Genomic DNA, 12,953 nt, shown 5'->3' with positions numbered 1-12,953 from the left:
GCCGAGGCCGGCGGCTCAGCGCCCGCCTGCGCGGGCGCGGACCGGCCGAGGGACGGCCGCGTCTCGCGGCCGGCGGGGATCGCCGTGAGCCGCGGCGCTCAGCCTTGCAGGCCGCGGCCTCGCAGAGCTCGGCCCCTCGAGCGCCGTCCCGGCGTGCGCAGGCACGCCGTGAGCCGCGGCGCTCAAGCCTCGATCTGTTTCTGGAAGACGAGGCCGGCGTGCTCGCGCAGCGCGTGGAACTGGATCTTCGGCCAGTTGTCCTGCATCGCACGCAGTTCGCCGGCGTATTCGAGCAACACGCAGGGCGCGTCGACGGCGTCGTAGGCGACGCGATGCGCGTTGTGGTCGATGAAGCGCGCGAGTTCCTTCTGGTCGTCGCAGGTCACCCAGCGCGCGACGTTGTAGCGCGCCGGCAGGATGCGCGCCTTGCAACCGTACTCGTGCTCGAGGCGGTGCGCGACGACCTCGAACTGCAGCTGGCCCACGGCGCCGAGCAGCAGCACGCTGCCCGCCGCCGGGCGGAAGACCTGGATCGCGCCTTCCTCGCCGAGCTGCTGCAGCCCGGCGCGCAGCTGCTTGGTCTTCAGCGGGTCGGCGACCTCGACCGAGCGGAACATCTCGGGCGCGAAGAACGGCAGCCCGGTGAACTGCAGCGCCTCGCCTTCGGTCAGCGTGTCGCCGAGCTGCAGCACGCCGTGGTTCGGGATGCCGATGATGTCGCCGGCGAAGGCCTCCTCGAGCAGCTCGCGCCGCTGGCTGAGGAACGAGACCACCGTGTTCGGGCGCAGCTCCTTGCCGCTGCGCGTGACCTTCAGCCGCATGCCGCGCGTGAAGTGGCCGCTCGCGACGCGCACGAACGCGATGCGGTCGCGGTGCGCCGGGTCCATGTTGGCCTGGATCTTGAACACGACGCCGCTGAACTTCGGCTCGGTCGGCTCGACGGTGCGCTGGATCGCCGCCTTCGGCCCCGGCGGCGGCGCGAGGTCCACCAGCGCGTCGAGCACCTCCTTGACGCCGAAGTTGTTGATCGCGCTGCCGAAGAACATCGGCGTCTGGTGGCCGGCGAGGAACGCCGCCTCGTCGAACGCCGGCGCGGCCTCGCGCACGAGCTCGATCTCGCCGGCAGCCTGCTCGTAAGCGGCGCCGAAGCGCTGCGCGAGCACGGGGTTGGCCAGGCCCTCGACGATCTCGTCGTCGCCGCCGGCGCGGTCGGCGCCCGGCGCGAAGACGCGCATCTGGTCTCGCCGCAGGTCGAGCACGCCGCCGAAGAACTTGGCCATGCCCACCGGCCACGTGAACGGCACGACGCTCATGCCGAGCTCGCGCTCGATCTCGTCCATCAGCGCCAGCGGCTCCTGGACCTCGCGGTCCATCTTGTTGACGAAGGTCAAGATCGGCGTATTGCGGGCTCGGCACACCTGCAGCAGCCGCCGCGTCTGCGGCTCGACGCCGTTGGCCGCGTCGATCACCATCAGCGCCGCGTCGACCGCGGTCAGCACGCGGTAGGTGTCCTCGCTGAAGTCCTGGTGGCCCGGCGTGTCGAGCAGGTTGATGACGCAGTCGCGGTACTCCATCTGCATCACCGAGCTGGCCACCGAGATGCCGCGCTGCTTCTCGATCTCCATCCAGTCCGACGTCGCGTAGCGCGACGCCTTGCGCGCCTTGACCGAGCCGGCGATCTGGATCGCGCCCGAGAACAGCAGCAGCTTCTCGGTCAGCGTCGTCTTGCCGGCGTCGGGGTGGCTGATGATCGCGAAGGTGCGGCGGCGGCGCACCTCGGCGTCGATGCGGGGGGTAGGGTCGGACATCGGGGTGGCGCGCGCTCGGCTGCCGGGAGCGCGCGCGGATCGGGCAAATGGCAAATTATCGATGCTGCGGCGGGTTCGCGGCACGTCTGCGGGCGGCGTCGGCGCGCCTGCCCGTCGCCCCCGAGGTGCGGGGCACGCGGTGCGCTGTCACGCGAGTGTCACGCGCGCCCGTCACGCTGGCGGGCCTCGTCCACTGCGATCGCCTGCGCCATGCTCCACCTGCCCTCACGTCTGTGCGCGCTTGCGCGCGCCGCCACCCTCGCCGCCGCCTGCGCCTTCGTCGCGTCGGCCGCGCTGGCCACGGACGTCACCGTCACGCGCGTGTGGCAGTCCGCCCATGCGGTTGGCGGGATTCCGGGCCAGAAGGCCGAGATCGTCGCCTACGACGACCGCACCGACACACTGTGGGTTGCCGGCGTCGTCGGCGTCGATGTGCTCGACCGCGCGACGGGCCAGCGGCTGGCGTCGATCGACGTTCGGCACCTGGGCGCCGTCAACAGCGTCGCAATCCACGACGGCCTGGCGGCGCTCGCGATCGAGAACGCGATCGACCGCACGCAGCCGGGCGTCGTCGCGTTCTTCGACACGCGCACGCGGCGCCAGCTCGGCGCGCCGGTCGCCGTCGGCGCGCTGCCCGACATGCTCACGTTCACGCCCAACGGCCGTCAGCTGCTGGTGGCCAACGAGGGCACGCCGAACCCCGGCAGCGCCGACGATCCCGTCGGCAGCGTCAGCATCGTCGACGTGCGCACGCGCCGCGTGACGACGCTGCCGATCGACGCGTCGATCCCGGGCTACGAGACGCTGCGCCTGTTCCCCGACACATTGAGCCCCTACGACCCCGAGCCCGAGTACATCGCCGTCGACAAGACCGGCCAGTACGCCTACGTCGGACTGCAGGAAGCCAACGGCGTCGCGGTGCTGAACCTCAAGGCGCGCGCGTTCGAGCGCATCGTCCCGCTGGGCTTGAAGGATTTCAGCCTCCCCGGCAACGAGCTCGACCCGAGCGACCGCCCGAGCGGCGTGATCGAGCTCGTCAGCGCCAGCCTGTCCGGCCTGTACCAGCCCGACACGCTGGCAGCCTACGAACACAAGGGCCGCACCTACCTCGTGATGGCCAACGAAGGCGATGCGCGCGAGGACGAGGCCGACGAGGCACGCGGCTCGACGCTCGGCGCCACCGGCGTGCTCGCCCGCACGACGCTGTCGAGCGTGGACTCCGTCGCCGGCGGCCCGTGGGTCGCGTTCGGCGGCCGCTCGATCTCGATCCGCGACCGCGCGGGTCGCATCGTCTACGACAGCGGCAGCCTGCTCGACGCCGAAGCGATCCGCCTCGGCATCTACGACGACACCCGCAGCGACAACAAGGGCGTCGAGCCCGAGGGCCTCGCGCTGCTGCACGTCGAGGGCCGTGTGCTCGCGTTCGTCGGCCTCGAGCGCACGCTGAAGGCCGCGATCGCGGTGTTCGACATCACCGACCCGCACGCCGTCGAGTACCTCGACATGATCGTCGGCGAAGGCGACCGCTCGCCCGAGGGACTGACGGCATTCCGTGTCGGCAGGCGCCACTACGTGGCCATCGCGCACGAAGTCAGCGACACAACGTCGCTGTACGAAGTCAGGGTGTCGAAGCGTCGCGGCCGCGACAGGCACTGAGCGACGCCGCGAAAAACGCCGGGCGACGCCCAGCGCAGTCGCCTCGCGGATCGCGCGGCGCCGTCACTCCTCGAGCAGCGAGCGCAGCATCCACGCCGTCTTCTCGTGCACGTCGAGGCGCTGCGTCAGCAGGTCGGCGGTCGGCTGGTCGTCGGCCTTCTCGGCGAGCGGGAACACGCTGCGCGCGGTGCGCGCCACCGCCTCGTGGCCGTCGACGAGGATGCGCACCATGTCCATCGCCTTCGGCGGCTCGGCCGGGGCGTCGGGGATGCTGCTGAGCTTGCCGTACTGCGCATAGCTGCCCGGCGCGACGTGGCCGAGCGCGCGGATGCGCTCGGCGATCGGGTCGACGGCGTTCCACAGCTCCGTGTACTGCTGCATGAACATCGTGTGCAGCGTGTTGAACATCGGGCCGGTGACGTTCCAGTGGAAGTTGTGCGTCGTCAGGTACAGCGTGTAGGTGTCGGCGAGCAGCTTCGACAGGCCGTCGGCGATCGCCTTGCGGTCCTTCTCGCCGATGCCGATGTCGATGCGCGGTGCGCCGGCGGATGCGGTCTTCTTGCCCATGGGGTGCTCCTTGCTTCGCCTCGTTGAACGGGTGCGAGCCAGTCTAGCCCAGCCCCGTCTCGGGGCGGCATACTGCGTGCGTCGCACGCACGTGCGCCCGGCCGCGGCTGCCCGATGTCGAACCCCGCTCCGCCTCCCCCGACCGACCCGCCCGCGCCGCCGCCGGAGGACCCCGCCGCCGAGATCGAACAGCTGCGGCGCGAGGTCGCCGCGCTGCGCGAGCGCGAGCAGCGCCTGGCGCGGCTGGCGGCGCAGGTCCCCGGCGTGCTGTACCAGTACCAGGCGTGGCCCGACGGGCGCTCGTGCTTCCCGTTCGCCAGCGAGGGCATCCGCGACGTCTACCGCGTGACGCCCGAGCAGGTGCGCGACGACGCCAGCGCCCTGTTCGCGTTCGGCCACCCCGACGATCTCGAGCGGGTCGTCGCGTCGATCGCCACGTCGCAGCGCGACCTCACGCCGTGGGACTGCGAGTACCGCGTGCGCTTCGCCGACGGCAGCGTGCACTGGCTGCACGGGCGCGCGACGCCCGAGCGGCTGCCCGACGGCAGCACGCTGTGGCACGGCGTCATCACGCGCATCGACGCACGCAAGCGCGCCGAGTATGCGCTGCGCGAGCGCGAGGCGAGCCTGCGCCAGGCGCAGCGGCTCGCGCGCCTGGGCAGCTGGCGGTGGAGCCGCGACAGCGCGCGCCTCGAGTGGAGCGACGAGACGTTTCGCATCTTCGGCGTCGATCCGGCCGCCGGCCCGCCTGCCGAGAGCGACTTCCTGCGCCTGATCCATCCCGACGACCGCGAGCGGCTGCAGCGCGTGCACGACGAGGCGATGGCCGCGCGCCGGGCTTACGAGGCCGAGTTCCGCATCGTCACGCCCGCGGGCGCCGTCAAGCACCTGCTGGGCCGCGCCGAGCCGGTGCTCGACGACGACGGACGCTTCGTCGCCGCGGTCGGCACCGTGCTCGACATCACCGAGCACCGCGAAGCCGAACTCGCGCTGCACCGCAGCGAACAGGCGTTCCGCCAGTTCTTCGACGCCGGCCTGGTCGGCATGACGATCGAGGCGCCGTACCAGGGCTGGGAGCGCGTCAACCGCCGCATGGCCGAGATGCTCGGCTACACGCCCGAGGAATACGCCCAGCACCACTGGACCGACCTGACGCACCCCGACGACGTCGACGCCGACATGGCGCAGTACGAGCGGCTGCTGCGCGGCGACATCGACGCCTACACGCTCGACAAGCGCTACCTGCGCAAGGACGGCAGCGTGATGGACGCGTCGCTCGTCGTGCGCGCCGAGCGCGACGAGCACGGGCGCGTCGTGCGCGTGTTCGCGATCGTCGTCGACGTCACGGCACGGCGCGAGGCCGAGCGCGCGCTCGAGCGCCACCGCGACGAGCTCGAGAAGCTCGTCGAGGCGCGCACGCACGAGCTGGTGGCCGCGCGCGACGCCGCGCAGCAGGCCAGCCGTGCGAAGACCGAGTTCCTCTCGAGCATGAGCCACGAGCTGCGCACGCCGCTCAATGCGATCCTTGGCTTCGCGCAGCTGCTCGAGCTCGACCGCGCGCTGACGCTGCGCTCGCGCGGCTACGTGACCGAGGTGCTGCGCGCCGGACGCCACCTGCTGCGGCTGATCGACGAAGTGCTCGACCTCGCGCACGTCGAGTCGGGCCGTCTGGCGCTGTCGCCCGAGCCGCTCGAGCTGGCCGACCTGGTGCGCGAGGCGCTGACACTGACCGACCCGCTGGCGCGCCAGCGCGACGTCGCGCTGCACGCCGAGGTACCGGGCGACCTCGTCGTGCGCGCCGACCGCCTGCGCCTGAAGCAGGTGCTGCTCAACCTCGTCTCGAACGCGGTCAAGTACAACCGCCAGCGCGGCAGCGCGACGATCACGGCGCGCGTGCTCGACGAGTTCCGCGTGCGCATCGAGGTGCACGACACCGGCGCCGGGATCGCGCCCGAACGGCTGCCGCAGCTGTTCCAACCGTTCAGCCGGCTCGGCGCCGAGTTCGGGCCGATCGAGGGCACCGGCATCGGGCTGAGCCTGAGCAAGCGCCTGGTCGAGCTGATGGCCGGGCGCATCGGCGTCGACAGCGAGCCGGGCCGCGGCAGCACGTTCTGGATCGAGCTGCCGCGCGACCGGCTGGCCGATCCGCCCCCGCCGCGGCCGGTGGCCGACGCCGCGGCGCCGGCCCCGCTGCCGGCGCACGAGCTCGGCGTGCTGTGCGTCGAGGACAACCCGGCCAACCTGGCGCTGGTCGAGCAGATCCTCGCGCGCCACGCCGGCGTGCGCGTGATCGGCGCACCGTCGGCGCGGCTCGGGCTCGAGCTCGCGCGCGCGCAACGCCCGGCGCTGGTGCTGCTCGACATCCACCTGCCCGAGATGGATGGCTACGAGGCGCTCGCCCGCCTGCGCGCCGACCCGGCCACGGCCACGATCCCCGTCGTCGCGCTAACCGCGCACGCGATGCCGGCCGACGCACGGCGCGCGATCGAGGCCGGCTTCGACGAGTACCTGACCAAGCCGATCGACGTGTCGGTCTTCGACGCCGTCGTCGGCCGCCTGCTCGCGCGCGCCGGGCGCGCCTGACGCGCCGTGCGGCTCAGGCCGCAGCCATCAGACGCGCGGCCTCGCCGAGTCCGGCCAGTGCGCCGGCGCCGAACAGCGCGGCGCCGAAGACGGTGCGCCAACTGCGCATGCGGATCTCCCACCGCCCGCACCCCGCGGGCACGGCGCCAATCTAGGGCCGCGCGCCGCCGCGGTCCAATCGGATGTGTCGAACGGCGCGATAGCCCTTCGACCGCGCCCCGGCGCTCACGACAGCCGCTTGACGCCCGGCAGCTCGCACGCGTAGACGGCGTTGCGCAGCGCGGCGATCGCTTCATAGCGCGTGAACGTGCGCCGCCACGCGAGCACGACGCGGCGCGTGGGCACCGGCGGCGCGAACGGCACGTAGGCGACGTGCGGCTGCGGCTCCTTCGGCACGCTCAGCTGCGGCACCACCGTCACCCCCATCCCCGAAGCGACCATGTGCTTGATCGTCTCGAGCGACGAGCCCTCGAAGCTCTTGCGGATGCCCTCGGCGTCCGTCGAGAAGCGCGCGAACTCGGGGCACACCTCGAGCACGTGGTCGCGGAAGCAGTGCCCGGTGCCCAGCAGCAGCATCGTCTCGCGCTTGAGCTCCTCGCTGGCGATCGCGTCGCGCTGCGCCAGCGGGTGGTTCTTCGGCACCGCGACCATGAACGGCTCGTCGTACAGCGGCGCGATCGCCAGCCCCGTGTCGGGGAACGGCTCGGCCATGATCGCGCAGTCGAGCTCGCCGGTGCGCAGCATCTCGAGCAGCTTGACGGTGAAGTTCTCCTGCAGCATCAGCGGCATCTGCGGCGTCATCTCGATCGCGTGGCGCACCAGCTCGGGCAGCAGGTACGGGCCGATCGTGTAGATGATGCCCAGCCTGAGGGGCCCGGCCAGCGGGTCCTTGCCGCGCTTGGCGATCTCCTTGATCGCCGCCGCCTGCTCGATGACGGCCTGCGCCTGGCGCACGATCTCCTCGCCGAGCGGCGTGACGCTGACCTCGCTCGCGCCGCGCTCGAAGATCTTGACGTCGAGCTCCTCCTCAAGCTTCTTGATCGCCACCGACAGCGTCGGCTGCGAGACGAAGCACGCCTCGGCGGCACGCCCGAAGTGCTTCTCGCGCGCGACGGCGACGATGTAGCGCAACTCGGTCAGGGTCATGGCCCGATTGTGCTCAAATCCCGCGCCTGTCGGCCAAAGGCGCTTGCCCGATGTCAGAACGGCGTCCCGTCACCCTGCCCCGCCTGCGCGAGATGCACGCCGCCGGCGAGAAGATCGCGATGCTGACGTGCTACGACGCGACGTGGGCGCGCGTGCTCGACGACTGCGGCGTCGATTGCCTGCTCGTCGGCGACTCGCTCGGGATGGTCGTGCAGGGCCACGCGACGCCGCTGCCGACGACGATCGACGAGATGGCGTACCACGTGCAGTGCGTCGCGCGCGGCAACCGCCACGCGTGGCTGATCGGCGACCTGCCGTTCGGCAGCTACCACGAGGGTGTCGAGCAGGCGATGCGCAGCGCGGCCAAGCTCGTCGCCGCCGGCGCGCAGATGGTCAAGCTCGAAGGCGGCGGCTGGACCGCGCCGCTGGTGCGTCACCTCGTCGAGCGCGGCGTGCCGGTGTGCGCGCACCTGGGGCTGACGCCGCAGTCGGTGCACGCGCTGGGCGGCTGGCGCGTGCAGGGGCGCGACGCCGATGCCGCGGCGACGCTGCGCCGCCACGCGCGCGAACTCGCCGATGCCGGCGCCGCGATGCTCGTGCTCGAGCTGGTGCCGGCGGCACTCGCGCGCGAGATCACTGCCGAGCTGCCGATCCCGACGATCGGCATCGGCGCCGGCAGTGGCTGCAGCGGCCAGGTGCTCGTGCTGCACGACATGCTCGGCGCCACGCGCGGGAAGAAGCCGCGCTTCGTGCGCGACTTCGCCGCCGGTGCGGGCAGCGTCGACGCCGCGATCTCGGCCTACGTCGCCGACGTCAAGGCCGGCCGCTACCCCGACGACACGATCCACGCGTTCTGACCCCGATGCGTGTCGTCCACACCGTCGCCGCGCTGCGCGAGGCCCTGGCCGCCGGGCCGCGGCCCGTGTTCGTGCCGACGATGGGCAACCTGCACGAGGGCCACCTCGCGCTCGTGCGCCAGGCGCGCGCGCACGCCGCGGCCAGCGGCGGCGCGCCGGTCGTCGCGAGCATCTTCGTCAACCGGCTGCAGTTCGCGCCGCACGAGGACTTCGACCGCTACCCGCGCACGCTGGCCGCCGACTGCGCGCTGCTCGAGCGCGAGCATTGCGACCTCGTCTTCGCACCCGACGAGCGCGAGATGTACCCCGAGCCGCAGGGCGTCGTCGTGCAGCCGCCGGCGGCACTGGCCGGCCTGCTCGAAGGGCAGTTCCGCCCCGGCTTCTTCACCGGCGTGTGCACCGTCGTGCTCAAGCTGTTCAACGTCGTGCAGCCGCAGGCGGCGGTGTTCGGCAAGAAGGACTACCAGCAGCTGATGGTCGTGCGCACGATGGTGCGCCAGCTCGCGCTGCCGATCGACATCCTCGCCGGCGAGACGTCGCGCGAGGCCGACGGGCTCGCGCGCTCGTCGCGCAACGGCTACCTGTCGCCGGCCGAGCGCGCCGAGGCGCCGCGCCTGCACCGCACGCTGCAGGTGCTGGCGCAGGCGGTGCGCGGCGGGCAGCGCGACTTCGATGCACTCGAACGCGCCGCGATCGACGGGCTGCGGCGCCACGGCTGGGCGCCCGACTACGTCGCGGTGCGCCGGCGCGCCGACCTGCAGCCGCCGGCCGCGGCCGACGAGCCGCTCGTCGTGCTCGCAGCCGCCAAGCTCGGCACGACGCGGCTGATCGACAACCTCGAGATCTGACGGCGCCGCGCGCCGTCGCCAGGTTCAGGCCTTGAGCAGCTCGGTGCGCTGCCCGAGCCAGCGCCGCACATGTGCGCGCGCGGCCTGCGGGTACGCGTCGAGCAGCGCGTCGGCCGCGGCGCGCGCACGCTGCACGAGCGGCTCGTCGCTGGCGAGGTCGGCGAAGCGCAGCAGCGCGTCGCCGCTCTGGCGCGCGCCCATGAACTCGCCGGGGCCGCGGATCGCGAGGTCGCGGCGCGCGATCTCGAAGCCGTCGGTCGTCTCCACCATCGCGCGCAGCCGCTGCTTGCCGGTCTCCGACAGCGGCGGCGTGTACAGCAGCACGCACACGCTCGCCGCGGCGCCGCGGCCGACGCGCCCGCGCAGCTGGTGCAGCTGCGCGAGCCCGAAGCGCTCGGCGTGCTCGACGACCATCAGGCTCGCGTTGGGCACGTCGACGCCGACCTCGATCACGGTGGTGGCCACCAGCACCGGCATCTGGCCGCTGGCGAACTGCGACATCACGGCCGCCTTGTCGGCGGGCGCCATGCGCCCGTGCAGCAGGCCGACGCCCACACCGGGCATCGCCGCCGACAGCTGCGCGTGCGTCTCGGTCGCGTGGCGTAGGTCGACGTGCTCCGACTCGTCGACGAGCGGGCACACCCAGTAGACCTGCCGCCCGTGCGCGACCTCGTCGCGGATGCGCGCGATGACGTCGTCGCGCCGCGTGTCGGCGAACACCTTGGTCACGATCGGCGTGCGCCCGGGCGGCAGCTCGTCGATCGTGCTGACCGCGAGGTCGGCGTAGTACGTCATCGCCAGCGTGCGCGGGATCGGCGTCGCGCTCATCATCAGCAGGTGCGGCTCGAGCGCCGCCGCGTCGAGCTTGCGCCGCAGCGCGAGCCGCTGCGCGACGCCGAAGCGGTGCTGCTCATCGACGATCGCCAGCCCCAGCCGCGCGAACGCGACGTCGTGCTGGATCACGGCGTGCGTGCCGACCACGAGCTGCGCGGCGCCGCCGGCGATGCGCTCGAGCTGCTGCGCACGCACTTTGCCTTTGCGGCTGCCGGCGAGCCACGCGACGCCCACCCCCAGCGGCTTGAGCCACTGCACGAGCTTGGCGAAGTGCTGCTCGGCGAGGATCTCGGTGGGCGCCATCAGCGCGCACTGCCAGCCGGCGTCGATCGCGACCGCCGCCGCCAGCGCGGCGACCACCGTCTTGCCCGAGCCGACGTCGCCTTGCAGCAGCCGGTGCATCGGCTGCGCGCGTGCGAGATCGGCGGCGATCTCGTCCACGACGCGCCGCTGCGCGGCCGTCAGCGTGAACGGCAGCGCCGCGAGCAGCCGCTCGGGCAGCCCGCCCGGTGCGGCACGCAGCGCCGGCGCCGCGAGTGCGGCGCGCTCGCGCTGCGCGAGGCGCTGCGACAGCTGCTGCGCGAGCAGCTCGTCGAACTTCAGCCGCTGCCACGCCGGGTGGCTGCGGTCGTCGAGCGTGGCCAGCGGCGTGCGCGGCGGCGGGTGGTGCAGGAACTCGAGCGCCTCGCGCAGCGACGGCAGCCCCGGCGGCCACCAGCGCTCGCGCGCCTCGCGCGGCCACGGATCGTCGAGCGGCGCGCGCGCGAGCGCCGACGCGACGGCCTTGCGCAGGTAGGCCTGCGGCAGCCCCGCCGTCGTCGGGTACACCGGCGTCAGCGTCGCCGGCAGCGGCGCGCCCGGCTCGACGGCGCGGCACGCGGGGTGCACCATCTCGCGGCCGAGGAAGCCACCGCGCACCTCGCCCATCGCGCGCACGCGCGCGCCCGGCGCGAGCAGCTTGCGGTGCGACGGGTAGAAGTGCAGGAAGCGCAGCACCAGCTCGCCGCTGCCGTCGTCCAGGCGCACGACGAGCTGGCGGCGCGCGCGTGTCTCGACGCGCGCGTCGCGCACGACGCCCTCGACCTGCGCGGTGTCGCCCTCGCGCAGGTCGGCGATGCGCGCGAGCCGCGTCTCGTCCTCGTAGCGCAGCGGCAGGTGCAGCGCGAGCTCGACGTCGCCGACGAGGCCGAGCTTCTCGAGCGCGCGCTGCGGTGCGGACTTGGCGGCGGGCCTGGCCACGGGCTTGACGGCGGAAGACGGCGGGATGCCGGCGGCAGCAGCCATGGAACCATTCTGCCGCCGGTGTAGTCTTGAGTTCCGCACACCGACCGAGCATGAGCACGCCGCGCGTCTTCACCCTCAGCGACTTCGACTTCGCGCTGCCCGCCGAGCTCGTCGCGCAGCACCCGGCGCCGCAGCGCAGCGCGTCGCGGCTGCTCGACGGGCGCGGGCCCGTGCCGGTCGACCGCGTGTTTCGCGACCTGCCGCAACTGCTCGCGCCCGGCGACCTGCTCGTGTTCAACGACACGCGCGTGATCAAGGCGCGGCTGTACGGCGAAAAGCCCACCGGTGGCGCGGTCGAGGCGCTCGTCGAGCGCGTGCTGCCGGGCGACGAAGTGCTCGCGCAGCTGCGCGCGAGCAAGTCGCCCAAGCCCGGCTCGACGATCCGCTTCGCCGGCGCGTTCGACGCCGAGGTGCTCGGCCGCGGCGGGCCCGACGGCTCGCTGTTCCACCTGCGCTTTCCCGACGAGCCGCTCGCGCTGCTCGAGGCGCACGGCCACGTGCCGCTGCCGCCGTACATCACGCACGCCGACACCGCCGACGACGCGCAGCGCTACCAGACCGTGTTCGCGCGCCGCCCCGGCGCGGTCGCCGCCCCGACCGCATCGCTGCACTTCGACGACGAGGTGCTCGCCGCACTCGACGCGCGCGGCGTGAAGCGCACCGCGGTGACGCTGCACGTGGGCGCCGGCACGTTCCAGCCGGTGCGCGCCGAGTCGATCGCCGAGCACCGCATGCACAGCGAGTGGTTCGAGGTCGACGCCAAGGCGGTCGCCGCCGTCGAGGCCACGCGCGCCGCGGGCGGACGCGTCGTCGCCGCCGGCACGACGACGCTGCGCGCGCTCGAGTCGGCCGCGCTGTCGGGCCGCCTCGAAGCCGGCGCGCGCGAGACCGACCTGTTCGTCACGCCGGGCTTCACGTTCCGCGTCGTCGACCTGCTGATCACCAACTTCCACCTGCCCCGGAGCACGCTGCTGATGCTCGTGGCCGCGTTCGCCGGCTACGAGCACGTGATGGCGCTCTACCGCCACGGCGTCGAGGCGCGCTACCGCTTCTTCAGCTACGGCGACGCGATGCTGCTCGCGCGCGGCTGACGCGCTGATCGTGGCGCGCCTTGCCGCGGGGTTCGGGTTTCGGCCCGTTGCGGCTGGTCCCGACCGTCCGCGCGCGACGGATTGCGCGTAGCACGTGGCCCGGGCGTGCGTTCTCCGGCCCAGGCTCGCGCGTCACCGGCTGCAGACGGCTGCCGTCGTGCCGTCGTCTCCGTGTTGTCGTGCATCGGTTGGGGCGAGCGCGAATCGGGCCTGCGCCCGCACGCCCGGGCCACGCGCCATGCCCATGAACAAGTCCTGCCACCGCGAGGCCTGCCAACC

At 73.1% G+C, this 12,953-nt stretch carries 9 protein-coding genes; 5 read left to right on the top strand and 4 right to left on the bottom strand.

Translation table 11 applies throughout. The features are described from left to right. Nucleotides 1-182: 182 nt before the first annotated feature. Nucleotides 183-1,808 (bottom strand): peptide chain release factor 3, encoded by a 1,626-nt coding sequence (locus tag DRV96_RS07000; RefSeq protein ID WP_119289278.1) that lies wholly within the window; start codon nucleotides 1,806-1,808, stop codon nucleotides 183-185. A gap of 210 nt (nucleotides 1,809-2,018) precedes the next feature. On the opposite strand from DRV96_RS07000, the gene DRV96_RS18000 reads away from it, so the two are divergent. Continuing rightward, nucleotides 2,019-3,464, top strand: coding sequence for a choice-of-anchor I family protein (locus DRV96_RS18000; RefSeq protein ID WP_162910975.1), 1,446 nt, complete (start codon nucleotides 2,019-2,021; stop codon nucleotides 3,462-3,464). A gap of 63 nt (nucleotides 3,465-3,527) precedes the next feature. Here the strand turns inward: DRV96_RS18000 and DRV96_RS06990 are convergent, their stop codons facing one another. Next, a complete protein-coding gene (locus tag DRV96_RS06990; protein ID WP_119289276.1) occupies nucleotides 3,528-4,031 on the bottom strand; it encodes a Dps family protein in 504 nt (167 codons plus the stop codon). Nucleotides 4,032-4,145: 114 nt separating this feature from the next. Here DRV96_RS06990 and DRV96_RS06985 point away from each other — a divergent pair, with 114 nt between their 5' ends. After that, entirely contained in the window at nucleotides 4,146-6,614 is a 2,469-nt protein-coding gene (locus DRV96_RS06985) for a PAS domain-containing protein (protein ID WP_119289274.1), read from the top strand. Nucleotides 6,615-6,839: 225 nt separating this feature from the next. On the opposite strand, the gene DRV96_RS06980 is transcribed toward DRV96_RS06985, so the two are convergent. Beyond that, nucleotides 6,840-7,760: a LysR substrate-binding domain-containing protein gene (locus DRV96_RS06980; RefSeq protein ID WP_119289271.1), complete on the bottom strand. Its 921-nt coding sequence runs from the start codon at nucleotides 7,758-7,760 to the stop codon at nucleotides 6,840-6,842. Nucleotides 7,761-7,810: 50 nt separating this feature from the next. Here DRV96_RS06980 and panB point away from each other — a divergent pair, with 50 nt between their 5' ends. Next, complete coding sequence (gene panB, locus DRV96_RS06975) at nucleotides 7,811-8,617, top strand: 3-methyl-2-oxobutanoate hydroxymethyltransferase (RefSeq protein WP_119289269.1); 807 nt, start codon at nucleotides 7,811-7,813, stop codon at nucleotides 8,615-8,617. Between the two features lie 5 nt (nucleotides 8,618-8,622). Continuing rightward, the gene (gene panC, locus DRV96_RS06970; protein ID WP_119289267.1) at nucleotides 8,623-9,465 is read left to right on the top strand and encodes a pantoate--beta-alanine ligase; all 843 of its coding nucleotides are present in this window, start codon (nucleotides 8,623-8,625) and stop codon (nucleotides 9,463-9,465) included. Between the two features lie 24 nt (nucleotides 9,466-9,489). On the opposite strand, the gene recG is transcribed toward panC, so the two are convergent. Beyond that, nucleotides 9,490-11,583, bottom strand: a complete 2,094-nt coding sequence (gene recG / locus DRV96_RS06965; RefSeq protein WP_119289265.1) for an ATP-dependent DNA helicase RecG — start codon at nucleotides 11,581-11,583, stop codon at nucleotides 9,490-9,492. Nucleotides 11,584-11,633: 50 nt separating this feature from the next. Between recG and queA the strand changes: the two genes are divergently transcribed. Then, the gene (gene queA, locus DRV96_RS06960; RefSeq protein ID WP_119289263.1) at nucleotides 11,634-12,674 is read left to right on the top strand and encodes a tRNA preQ1(34) S-adenosylmethionine ribosyltransferase-isomerase QueA; all 1,041 of its coding nucleotides are present in this window, start codon (nucleotides 11,634-11,636) and stop codon (nucleotides 12,672-12,674) included. The last annotated feature ends 279 nt before the right edge of the window (nucleotides 12,675-12,953 follow it).

Origin of the sequence: Azohydromonas sediminis (assembly GCF_003574675.1) — a bacterium.
Lineage (GTDB): Bacteria > Pseudomonadota > Gammaproteobacteria > Burkholderiales > Burkholderiaceae_C > Calidifontimicrobium > Calidifontimicrobium sediminis.
This window is presented reverse-complemented; position numbering and strand designations above follow the sequence as displayed.